Annotated in this window: 12 protein-coding genes; 7 read left to right on the plus strand and 5 right to left on the minus strand. The window is 51.0% G+C overall.

All coding sequences use genetic code 11. From position 1 onward, the window contains the following. Nucleotides 1-145 precede the first annotated feature (145 nt). Complete coding sequence (locus R3187_RS15640) at nt 146-2,095, plus strand: PHB depolymerase family esterase (protein WP_318967992.1); 1,950 nt, start codon at nt 146-148, stop codon at nt 2,093-2,095. Nucleotides 2,096-2,198: 103 nt separating this feature from the next. Here R3187_RS15640 and R3187_RS15645 read toward each other — a convergent pair whose 3' ends face one another. Beyond that, on the minus strand, nt 2,199-2,615 hold the full coding sequence (locus R3187_RS15645; protein WP_318967993.1) for an organic hydroperoxide resistance protein: 417 nt from the start codon (nt 2,613-2,615) through the stop codon (nt 2,199-2,201). Nucleotides 2,616-2,705: 90 nt separating this feature from the next. Beyond that, nucleotides 2,706-3,743, minus strand: coding sequence for a hypothetical protein (locus tag R3187_RS15650; RefSeq protein ID WP_318967994.1), 1,038 nt, complete (start codon nt 3,741-3,743; stop codon nt 2,706-2,708). 258 nt (nt 3,744-4,001) lie between these two features. On the opposite strand from R3187_RS15650, the gene R3187_RS15655 reads away from it, so the two are divergent. The 3 genes from R3187_RS15655 to R3187_RS15665 all read left to right on the plus strand — a co-directional run bounded on the left by R3187_RS15655 (nt 4,002) and on the right by R3187_RS15665 (nt 7,313). Beyond that, nucleotides 4,002-6,329 (plus strand): tetratricopeptide repeat protein, encoded by a 2,328-nt coding sequence (locus R3187_RS15655; RefSeq protein WP_318967995.1) that lies wholly within the window; start codon nt 4,002-4,004, stop codon nt 6,327-6,329. Between the two features lie 55 nt (nt 6,330-6,384). Beyond that, a complete protein-coding gene (locus tag R3187_RS15660; RefSeq protein WP_318967996.1) occupies nt 6,385-6,813 on the plus strand; it encodes a hypothetical protein in 429 nt (142 codons plus the stop codon). A gap of 104 nt (nt 6,814-6,917) precedes the next feature. Continuing rightward, entirely contained in the window at nt 6,918-7,313 is a 396-nt protein-coding gene (locus R3187_RS15665) for an MAPEG family protein (protein ID WP_318967997.1), read from the plus strand. 8 nt (nt 7,314-7,321) lie between these two features. On the opposite strand, the gene R3187_RS15670 is transcribed toward R3187_RS15665, so the two are convergent. Both R3187_RS15670 and R3187_RS15675 read right to left on the minus strand, forming a co-directional pair. Beyond that, a complete protein-coding gene (locus R3187_RS15670) occupies nt 7,322-7,654 on the minus strand; it encodes a four-helix bundle copper-binding protein (RefSeq protein ID WP_318967998.1) in 333 nt (110 codons plus the stop codon). A gap of 28 nt (nt 7,655-7,682) precedes the next feature. Continuing rightward, nucleotides 7,683-8,108, minus strand: coding sequence for a CBS domain-containing protein (locus tag R3187_RS15675; RefSeq protein WP_318967999.1), 426 nt, complete (start codon nt 8,106-8,108; stop codon nt 7,683-7,685). Nucleotides 8,109-8,419: 311 nt separating this feature from the next. Here R3187_RS15675 and R3187_RS15680 point away from each other — a divergent pair, with 311 nt between their 5' ends. After that, nucleotides 8,420-9,274 carry a PA4780 family RIO1-like protein kinase gene (locus tag R3187_RS15680; protein WP_318968000.1) on the plus strand — a complete coding sequence of 285 codons (855 nt, stop codon included), beginning with the start codon at nt 8,420-8,422 and terminating at the stop codon, nt 9,272-9,274. A 3-nt stretch (nt 9,275-9,277) separates the two neighbouring features. Here the strand turns inward: R3187_RS15680 and R3187_RS15685 are convergent, their stop codons facing one another. Then, entirely contained in the window at nt 9,278-10,144 is an 867-nt protein-coding gene (locus R3187_RS15685) for a hypothetical protein (protein WP_318968001.1), read from the minus strand. Nucleotides 10,145-10,300: 156 nt separating this feature from the next. Between R3187_RS15685 and R3187_RS15690 the strand changes: the two genes are divergently transcribed. After that, a complete protein-coding gene (locus tag R3187_RS15690) occupies nt 10,301-10,843 on the plus strand; it encodes a histidine phosphatase family protein (protein WP_318968002.1) in 543 nt (180 codons plus the stop codon). Nucleotides 10,844-11,022: 179 nt separating this feature from the next. Next, complete coding sequence (locus tag R3187_RS15695; protein ID WP_318968003.1) at nt 11,023-11,688, plus strand: hypothetical protein; 666 nt, start codon at nt 11,023-11,025, stop codon at nt 11,686-11,688. The last annotated feature ends 23 nt before the right edge of the window (nt 11,689-11,711 follow it).

Consider the following 11,711-nt stretch of genomic DNA (forward strand, 5'->3'; position numbering starts at 1 on the left):
TAAAGTACTAAACCGTAATTGCTTTTCGACTTCTATAGTTGGTGGGCACCGGGGCTTGCTACCGGAAAGTCAGAGGTCGGAACAGGGAGAAGTAGCGTCGCTGCGGTGTTCACTTAAATGAAAATAATGATAAGGAACAACAGACGTGAAAATTCAAGCTTTCAGCCGGACCAGCGCAGTAGCGGCCGGTATACTCTTTACGGCAGCTATGTTTGCCATGCCGGCTTTTGCCGGTAGCTGGCAGCAAAATGTCAGTGTCGGTGGTTTTAATAAAGTGCATTTATACTCACCAGACAGCGTCTCGGCCATTGGCCAGGGCCGTGGTTTGCTGGTTGTGCTGCATGGCTGTACCCAGTCGATCGATGCCTATCTCAATGCCAACTTAACTGCGGCAGCTGAGCAGTTCGGCCTGGTCATTGCGGTGCCGGATGCCATGAACAAAGCGGGTTTTGGTTGCTGGTCTTACTGGCAGGGCACTAAAGCGCGCAGTGCCGGTGACTATAAAAATTTAATTACCCTGGCCAATAATCTGGTGGCTGATGTTAACCTGCAGATAGACCCGAATCAGGTTTATATTGCCGGCTTATCATCCGGTGCTGCCTTTGCCAATACCACTGCCTGCCTGGCACCCGACGTGTTTGCCGGCATGGGCATTAGTGCCGGGCCTAGCATTGGCACCAGCTCCAGTGGTGCCATTGGCCCCTGCGAAACTGCCAATGTCGCCAGCCGCTGTGCGCAGTATGCCGGCAGCTATGCCAGCCACTTCGACACGCAGATTGCCTCTATTGCCCATGGCCGCAGTGATACTACCGTTAACCTGTGTTACAACGAGCAGAACGCCAATGGTATGGCTGATTTATATAATGTCAGTCAGCTGAGTGGCGAGAATCTGATCAGTGAAGGAAGCAGTCGCACCGCAGACGAAACACTGTGGCAGGATGGCCGGGTATCGATGTTGTGGTTTAATAATGTCGATCATGCCTGGTCAGGTGGTCAGGGTGCCAGCGGCTCCTATATTAATGGTAATAGCATTAACTATGCGGTGTATCTGGGTCAGTATTTTCTGGACAATAACCAGCGGGTGAATCGCAATAGTGCCCCTGGGCTGACCAATATTAATGTCAGCCAGCAAGCCAGTGTTGTAACGGTAACCGGCAATGCTGCTGACATTGACGGCGATGCAATAACGGTCAGCGCCAGCTTTACCGACAGTATCGGCCAACAACAACTGGTCAGTACCACACCTGCTGCTACCGGTAATTTCAGCCTTAGCAGCCCGGCACTGAATGATGACTGGTATCAGCTTAGCGTAACGGCAACCGATAGCGGCGGTTTGGTCAGTACACCCTATACTGAGCAGTTGTTAATTGGCCCGCCACCACCAGCTGCTGCGCCAGAGCTGTCTGAGCTGGTAGTTGCTGTTGACGGTCAGTGCGCTGTGGTGAGTGGCCGGGTGTTTGATTTAAATCGCGATCTGGCATCGGTAACGGTAGAGTTTGCCAGTGCGACTGTTACTGCCAGCATCAACGATGATCTATTTAGTGCACAGCGTTGCCAGCTGGCGGGTGGCGAGCAAACTGCGCTAATTACCGCCACCGATCAGGGCGGCTTGTTTAGTGCTGAGCAGCTGATATTTACCATCGATGCCGGCCAGAATGCCACATTGGATCAGCATATCAGTGCCGGCCGGCTGGACTACACCAATTATGCCAACTGTTATCTGGAGTATGGTACAGCCAGTTTTGTGCTGCGCGAGCAGGTAATTACCGGCAGCCAGTGTCGCTGGCAGGATAACGATGCCAGCTGTTTTGGTCCGGCGCAAAGTTGCAGTGCCGCTGGCCCGGGCGATGATGGCAGTGATGGAGGTGATGACGACAATCCACCACCGCCGCCACCACCAGCTGATTGTGTCGCCTTTACCACTAATAACTACAGCCATAAAGTGGCCGGACGGGCTTACAGTACCGGCAATATTTACGCGCCCGCTTACTTTGCCAATGGCAGTAATGCAGCAATGGCCGGCTCTACCTGGGGTATAACGACCTTATCGTCTGCCGATGACAGTTTCTGGCAACCAGGCGGCTGCCCGCAATAAGGCTTCTGGCCACAGTAAGGCTTCTATCCACAATAGTGTGCTGAAGGAACCGCCGCATAAAAAAGCGCAGGCCAGAGCCTGCGCTTTTCAGTCTAACAATCTTTTAAACTGAGACGTGCAGCCGCACATCGACATTGCCCCGGGTGGCATTTGAATACGGGCATACCTGATGCGCCTGCTCAACCAGCTTATCGGCCGCGGCCTGGTCCATTCCTGGCAGTTTGATATATAAATCAACGTCTAAACCAAAACCGCCTTCAATTTTACCAATGCCTACTTCTGCTGTAAGGCTTAAGTTATCAGGCAGGTTGGTTTTGCTTTTACCGGCTACAGCCTTTAGCGCACCAATAAAGCAGGCAGAATAGCCCGCGGCAAATAATTGTTCCGGGTTAGTGGCACCGCCATCACCGCCAAGTTGTTTCGGGGCAGACAATTTTACTTCCAGTAAACCGTCGTCTGATTTTGCTTCGCCGTTACGGCCGCCGGTCGAGGTAACAACTGCTTTATAAAGAATATCCATAATTAACTCCTGAAAAAGTTTGCGGAATGAAGATAAAGATAACATAGTCAGCCGGGCCTGTTACGGCAATTCCGGTTAAGCCTTAGCCAGTTAATTCACTTGTTGCAGCGCATCCTGGCGTAGTTGTTCCAGTTGCAGCAGCCGCTGCTGGTAATTTTCATAGGGCACTGTGCCAATTGCCATAAATATCTTACCAACCGGATTGCGCAGCCAGCTATACCAAGGGTAGCTGACTTGCTCAGAATGCTGCTGCAATTGGGTAGCTAAAAGATTGTTGGTATCTTCTAATAGCCACAGGGGGCGAACTACCCAGGCCAGCAGTTTTTCCGATACTTTGCTCTCGCTTTCATCATAGGGGTTCGTACCATGCCAGGCGTTGTAAGTGATATCGGAGCCAAAATGCCACTCGCCAGCCAGTGCCAGCTCCAGGCTTAACTCCTTATCGCTAAAAACATTATTCCATCCATCTGGTATAGCGGCATCGCGCTGCTCTGCCGGCAATTCGCTGATAACGATTGTGGCTAAATTAAAATGATGCTTTACAGCCGCAAGGCTAATCATTTTAGCAATAACGGTATTATTATTCGCCAGCACGTTTCTCCAGAACTGATAATCTGCCGTAAGCGCAGCTTTAACCTGCTGGCTGTTGCCAGCTTGAGCATCCAGCCAGGCTTGCCAGAGAAATAACCGTTGGCCATGCAAAAACAACTGATAGGCAGGCATGTGCTCCAGTTTCGGTGGCGGCTCTTGCCACTGCGGGTATTGCAGCAATTCTTTGTAAAACGCTAATAGTTTATGCTGCTGAGCAACCAGTTCTGTCAGATCAGTTTGAGCAGCCAGCGCTTCCGTACAAGTCTGCACGTCGCTGCACTGGCCATAAAGCTGCTGTAGTGGCCCGCTCAGTAAAAGATTATTATTGGTATTGTGGGCAAGGTAATATTGATAGCCATTTTGCGCTGCCGGTATTGGCGGTTGTTGCAACAGGCTTTGCATATGCAGGCTGGCGGCATTGGGTTTGGCATCCTGCCAGTTAATGACCAGCAATAGCAGATAGAACGCAGTTAGCAGCAGCAATAAACCCAGGATAAATTTAATGGAACCGCGCACCAGTGTTTTTAAAACGGCCATATTGCTCCTTGCATTTTAGTTAGCGAAATCAAGAAATTGTTGCTACAAGGTTACCCTTTGCTGTACCTGAAAGTAAAGCCGGGATGTTCGGTTATTTATCTGCTGGTAGCTGGATATTTCGGGGTTCTGCGCCATACTTTAGCAGTTTCTAAGGATAGTAATGTAGTGTTTTTGCTATAGATATCGCTAAACCTATGTACGGGTAATATGGATAACAGCGGGCTTTCCGGCACATGTTCCGACCATACTGTTGCAGACATGCAGCACAAGAATGCGTTGCATGCCGGCTTTTTTATTGGCGAAATTCAGGTTATTCCTGACAATGGTCAGCTGGTTGTGGCAGGCGAGCACAGACACCTGTCGGCCAAAGCCATGGAGTTGCTGTTAATTCTGGCCGCGCATGCCCAGCAGGTTGTCAGCCAGCCGGTATTGCTGCAGGCGGTAACCGGCAGTGCTGATTCTTCCAGAGAAACCCTGTCGCATCTGGTCAGTGAGCTGCGCCATGCCCTTGGCGATCAGACCGCCTGCCCGGCTTATATCCAGACATTGCCACGCCGGGGCTACCGATTGCTGCAGCCCGTGACTATGCAACCTTTATCGCTGAGCAGTGGCCCTTCGGATCGGGTCAGGTGGTCCTGGCTGTATGCGCTGGTAAAAGGCAGCCGGTTGTTCCGGGTCAGCGTCGCGTTTCTGGTGGCGGTCTGGTTGTTTATTCAGGTGATGGCAATCACCTTTCCGTTGCTGCATATCACCGGTCGCGGCATGAAGCTGACGCTACTGGTTATTGTTATGCTGTTTCCGGTTATTCTGGTTTATACCTGGCTACGGGACTTAAAATTACAACGCGCCAGACTGAATATTTCTCAAAACCCTAAGGCCCGTCAGTTCTGGCGGCGGCAGCTAAAAGTAGATATTGGTTTTCTGTTGTTATCCTGCATTACCGTTATCGTGCTGGGCGGTTCATTGAAGCGGGCGCTGGACACTGAAACCAGCCAGGGAAACGCCACGCCAGCTTACACACAAATTGCCGTGCCCTTACTGGAGAACGCTGTAGCAGTGATGCCGTTTCGCCAGGACAGCCGGTCAGTAGTGGCCGTTGACAGCTACCTGATAGAGGGTATTCGCGACGAATTGCTGTATTCGCTGACCCAACTGAATGCCTTTCCGGTTATTTCTGCCAGAGCCATGCAGGGGCTACCCGATATGGCAGACAATAAATTGCTGACTGAACGCCTTGGTGCTGAATATACGATTGAAGGTAAATTACACGCCAGTGAGCAGGAGCTGAAGCTGGAGGTGGTGATTATTCAGCTTAGTAATGGGGTAAGGCAGTGGGCTAGCCGCATAGCGGTGCCGCGCCAGCAGCTACCGCAATTACAACAGGAACTGTACCGCCAATTAACCAGTGCCTTTGGTTTATTGCTGCAAAATCAGGCGATACCGGGTGCCGATTACAGCCTGACCACCAACTTCCAGGCCTATGACGCCTACTTGCGGGCGAATAATCTATTGCAGCAATTTGCAGATATGCAGAGTCTGGAGCAGGCAGAGCTGCTATTTTTGCAGGCACTGGAGCTGGACCCTCGTTTTGCGATGGCCTCAGCCGGATTATGTAAGCTGCATCTTGAAAAGTATGCCATCAATCGCAGTGTCGCTGAATTTGAGCAGGCCCGCCAGGCCTGCGAGCATGCCGCGGGGTTCACCAGCAACCAGGCGCCAATATTCAGTGTGCTGGGCGATTTATACCGTACCCGGGGTGAATACGACAAAGCAATGCTGCAATACGATTCAGCATTACAGCTTAATTCGCACTGGCCGGATGCAATAACCGGCAAGGCGCTGTTATTGGCCGATTTGAAGCAGCCGGCGCAGGCTGAGCAGTTTTTTAAGGAGGCCATTGAGCTTGAACCGGGGTACTGGCAGCACTACAGCAATTATGGCCGGTTTTTATATAACAGCGGCAAATTCAGCGAGGCTATCAGGCAGCTGGAGCGTGCTGCGCTGCTTAACCCCGACAGTGTGGATTTACAAAACAGCCTGGGGGCCAGCTATTTTTTTAATAATGATTTTGCAGCAGCAAGCCGGGCCTGGCAAAAGGTGGTGGCAACTTCTCCGCTATCACTGGCGTATTCCAATTTGGGTACCGCGTATTATTTCAATGGCGAATTCAACAAAGCCGAGCAGATGTACCGGGCTGCTCTGCAAAACAGCAACGATGACTATACTATTTTAACCAATCTTGCCGATAGCCTGGACGCCCAGCCTGGCCGGCAACAGGAAGCATTGCAGTATTATCAGCAGGCGTTGCAGCAGGCACTGGCGAACCTTTCGGTAAATCAGGATGCCAGCGCCTTACTGTCGCAAATTATCCGGATCAGATCAGAGCTGGGCCAGTGTGAGCAGGCACTGGAAAGCCTTCAGCAACTGCTCAGCACCACTATTGACGATTTCTATATTTATTACGATTTGGCAATTGCCAGCTTTAATTGTGCCAGACCAGCTGCCGGAGCTGAACTGGTAGCGCAGGCCATTGCCGGGGGATATGCCGCTGCATTAATTGCTGCTGATCCAAAAATACCGGAGTAAGCATTGCCTCACTTACTGTGCAGAGCATGCTGTTAAAAACCATCTGGAGCAAGCTATGAAAACGATTTTCCTGACAATACTGCTAGCCGGGCTGCTGTTCGCTACCGACAGTCACGCCGATAAAAAAGACCAGACCTTAACCATTATGCTGAATGCAGCAGGCTGCGTTGATCAGATAAAACCTCCGGCAGATGATAACTGTAAAACCAACAATAGCGGCCAGCGTGCCGGTTGCGGTAACAGTAAAGATTGTGTCTGCGGCGCTCGCGACAAACACATTGTCTGGCAAACTGACCCGAAAAAGGCGTATAGCATCAGATTTTACGATCAAAGTCCGTTTCAGCCAGGATGCCGGCTGCAGGCTAATCAAAATGGCAAGCTGCAATGCCTGATCACCAGTGACGCAAGCGGAGAGTATGACTATGGCGTGACGGTTGAAGGGTGCGAAGAGTATGACCCCAGAATCGTTATCCGGGCCAATTAACCAGCAAAAATTAAGCAGAAATAAGCTGCCAGCGCCGGCAGAGCACTTATACTGCTAACCAGCAGCCTGGCAGTGGGCCTGCTGCTTTATAAGGATATCGCACAATGACAACCGCTTTATACGCCGGCATACTGGCAATCTTGTTTATTGTATTAAGTGTCAGGGTTATCACCAGACGAAATCAGTATCAGGTAGCGATAGGCAGTGATGGCCAGATATTACTTGAGCGGGCAATACGGGTGCAGGCAAACTTTGCCGAATACGTGCCCTTTGCCCTGTTGCTGATGTTTCTGGCCGAATACAGTGGCCTGGCACCGTTATATCTGCATATTCTGGGTATTGCTTTGCTTGTAGGGCGGTTGTCGCACGCCTACGGAGTAAGCCAGCAACTGGAACCACTGAAATTCAGGGTTTTTGGCATGATCCTGACGTTTACAGTGCTGTTGCTGGCGGCGCTGGCCATTTTTATGTTGTATGGCAGCAAAGCCATACTGAGCTAAGTCGCGGCTCAGGCAGCCATAGCCTGACAGGCCTCGGCACAGCTGCGGCACGCCTCAGCGCATTCCAGACAATGGCTGTGCTGATGCTTACCACATTCTGTCGCGCATGCCTCACAAAGCGTAGCGCATAGCCGGCAAATATCGCTGACATGCTCGCTGCTGCGCGCCATGGCTGCGGCGGCAAACCGGCATAATGCTGCGCAGTCGATATCCAGCCGGATACAACGCTCCATGTCTGCTACATTATCTTCCTGCAGACAGGCGGTGGAGCAATGATCGCAAGCATTGGCACAGTTATTACAGGCATCAATACAGGCATGATATTTCTCATGTGACATCATAAACCTCCGGGTAAACTGTGGTTTGCTGCTAATGAGCGGTAAATTTCATTGAGATATCACCGAGCACCTTACCGGCAGTTTCCGGCCGTAAATGTTTGGCCAAATCACCAAGGCTGACCACGCCGACAAGTCTTTTCTGAGCATTAACTACCGGTAAACGGCGTACTTGTTTTTCGCCCATATTGCGGGCGACTTCCTCGACGTCCTGATCTTCAAAACAATATAGCAAATCATCAGTCAGAATATCGGCCACGGTGGTGTTATCAACATCTTTGCCATTTGCCACGGCTCTGAGTACGATGTCGCGATCGGTCAGGGTACCTTTTAACTCATCATCGGCACCGGCCAGAATAAATCCAATACCTTCGCGTGCCATCTGCGCCGCAGCGTCTTTGACAGAAGTCGAAGGTTTAACTAAAACCGGATTAGCAGTCATTACGTCTTTAATATTCATGGTCATCTCCTTGTGTTTTAAGTTAACGATTAATCAGCAACGCAAAAACGTGCTGAACAATTACACTCCCTCAACAAGCGAACATCATGCCACTACGCTAACATCTTGAAGATACTCAGTATCAGTAAAATTAGCGGATGCACAGGCCAGTAAAAAATACCGTTGGCAGTAATTATTACCGGTTGTGTGATAGGATCTGACACCGCTCAAAGCCTGTTCAGCTATGGGGCGGGGAGCGTTGTCTGACTTTTTTATCATCAGGCTGGCGCTGACATATTCCCTGCCGTTGTTAACTAGGGTATAAGGGCGCTATGAAAATACCGAAACGTATTCAGCCGCTGGTCGATGAAGGCCTGGTGGATGAAGTTATCCGGCCGCTGATGAGTGGCAAAGAGGCTGCAGTATATATCGTCCGTTGTGGCGAGGATATTCGCTGCGCCAAAGTGTATAAAGAAGCGGACAAACGCAGCTTTAAACAAGCGGTGCTATACCAGGAAGGGCGCAAAGGCCGCAACAGCCGTCGTACCCGGGCGATCGAAAAAGGCTCGAAGTTTGGCCGGGCCCAGCAGGAACAAAGCTGGCAGAACGCCGAAGTAGACGCCTTATTTAAGCTGGCGAAAGCCGGTGTCCGGGTGCCACAGCCTTTTGGCTGTTATGACGGCGTGTTACTGATGGAGCTGGTATGCGATGACGAGGGCATGGTAGCGCCGCGACTGGGCGATGTTGCTATGGCTGAGGATATTGCGCTGGCTGATCATGCAACTATGATGCAGTACGTGGTAATTATGCTGTGTGAAGGGCTTATTCACGGTGACTTGTCAGAGTTTAACGTGCTGGTAGATGATTACGGGCCAGTTATTATCGATTTGCCGCAGGTGGTTGATGCCGCTGCAAATAACAATGCTAAATGGATGCTGGAGCGCGATATTAATAATATGCGTGATTATTACGGCCAGTATGCTCCCCAATTGCTGCAAACCCATTATGCCGGCGAGATCTGGGCTTTATATGAAGCCGGTGAATTGCACCCTGATGTGGTATTAACCGGCGAATTTATTGCCGATGACAGCGCCGCCGATGTCGACGCTGTGCTGGAGCAAATTAAAGCCGCCTTTGCTGAAGCTGAAGAACGCCGGGCCCGCATTGCCGCGGATCAGGACGATTAGCGCTTATTCAGCGGGTGGGTAGTACACAAAAAACAGTGTTTGTGCGCCAGGCAACTGCTTTTGTGAACCCGCTTTAGCAGGCTGAATAAAAATGTGTGGAATGCTGAGCGCCCTGCCGACGTCCTTCACATAATCAAAGCCTGCCGGTACATTTTGCATATAAGCAACGTCGGTAGCGGCCATTAATGCTGGCCGGTGCTCGCGGTAGCTTGGCAATTGCTGCCGGTAGAAATCTAACACCTCGGCCGGACTGGCGGTTGTCACAAACGACGCCCCGGGTAACGTCACATAGCGCTGTTCTGCAATTTCCATTTCGCCCTGCGCGGGCAAGTTAATCAGCAGTTTCGCCTGCGGAAAAACCGGCAGCGTGACTAAGGCTTCTGTGCCCTGGCTGCCGGCAATCATGCCATCCACCACCTGCTGCATTTCAGCCACGCCGCGCTGCTGCATCCGCTCAATAATCTGATCCATTTGCTGTTGTTCTGCCGCAGTGGGTTCGCGCTCACCTATCCGCTCAGTTAAAGCGTCCAGTTCCGCCATCAATGGGTCCGCTGGTTCTTCCTCGCTGTTGTCACACGCTTGCCAGCGCTCGGCAGCCACACCGCTGTGGCTCGCCAGACTATCCAGGATGCAAGCTTTATGCTCTGGGTCAGATTCTTCTGATGACATGTCGCCCATACCGCATTCAGCGAAGGTTTGCCGGAAGGCACTTTTCAGACGAGCCGGCGGCAGGTCCACACATTCGGCCAACCGGGTCAGCTCGCCCATTTGTTCCATCATGGCCAGCATCATATTGAGTTGCTGTTCCTGTTGGGCCGAATTTGCCAGCACGCTGCCGCTGAACAACAATGACAAGAATATTTTTTTCAACTTGCTTCTCCGTTAACAAAGATGGTCAAAATAATAACGCTAAAATTACCTTATGGTAAATTTATTTTTAACGCCACTCTGCTGCCGGCAGAACCCATTGGCCGGCAGTGGCGTACACAAGTGTAACCGGATCCCAAAATCAGATTAGGTCAGGGTATGAGAACATTATGCTTGCTGCTGGGCTTACTGCCTTTTTGCTGTATCGCCAACGACGCCGCGTGGGAAGCCTGGCGTGATGGTAAGGCGGTGCTGATTATGCGCCACGCCTTAGCGCCAGGCACTGGCGACCCGGCCGGCTTCAAGCTGACTGACTGCAGTACGCAGCGCAATTTAAACAGTGAGGGCCGGCAACAGGCACAAGCCTGGGGTGTGTTATTACAAGAGCAATATGCCGGTGATATTGCGTTGTACAGTAGTCAGTGGTGCCGATGTCTTGATACGGCCAGATTAATGAACATTGCTCCGGTACAGCCATTACCGGCCTTAAACTCATTTTTTGCCGGGCGGGGCGATCGTGATCAGCAAACCCAGGCATTACTGCAGCAATTCGCTGCCAGGCAGACCATACCGACAGTATTGGTCAGCCATCAGGTAAATTTTACTGCCCTTACCGGTTACTTTCCTGCCTCAGCAGAGGCCGCAATTATCGCGCTGCCGTTAACGGTACCGGCAACGGTACTGGCGCGCGTGACGCTCTGAGTAAATTCCCGCCAACGCTGCCAGCTACTGTAATAATTAGTTAATTTCACCAATTAGTGGCAATTTTACAATGTCAGTACGGCAGCCATATTATTTAAGTTCATATAAATCAAATATTTAAAATTGGCAGGCCATTTGCAAACTGGTCAGCAGCGTAATCACAAACAAGGATATAAAAAATGAAACTCTCGAAATTTGCTGCTGTAACTACTTTGCTGGCTGTTGTCGTTGCAGGCAGCGGCATTTTTAGCAAAGCAATGGCCGAAAGCCGTCACGGCAATATTGATAAAGTGATGGGCAGTGCGGTGGTCGGCAGCGGTCAGCACTATGGCGATGTATCTCTGGTGAATGGCAGCGTGCAAATGGCCAGCAACAGCAGTGCTAAAGCGGTATCACTGGTCAATGGTAGCATTGCGATTCGTGATGATGTCACTATTGACAGTGCTGAAACCGTTAATGGCGCCATTGAAGCCGGCCGCAATCTGCAGGTCACAGGTAGCCTAAGCACAGTAAACGGCGAAATAATGGCAGCCGATAATGCCAACATTGCCGGTGACATTAGTACGGTAAACGGCGATATTACCCTGAAAAGTGCCCGGGTAGCCCAGGATATCAGCACCGTGAACGGTGATATTCAACTGGCCGGCAACACTGTGGTTGAAGGCGATGTTATCTTTAAAAAGCCCGGTAAGAAAAAATCGTTCTTTGGCTGGGGCAACAACAATAAGCCCAGTCTGCATATCGCCGCCGATGCAGTGGTAGAGGGCCGGATTATTCTGGAACAACCGGTAGAGCTGGATTTTGCTGACCCGGCTATGCAGGCGAAAGTGGTAGAGCGCTTCTAAGCCGGTAAATCAGTAAAAGGGCG

The organism is Arsukibacterium sp., from assembly GCF_033721375.1.
Lineage (GTDB): Bacteria > Pseudomonadota > Gammaproteobacteria > Enterobacterales > Alteromonadaceae > Alishewanella.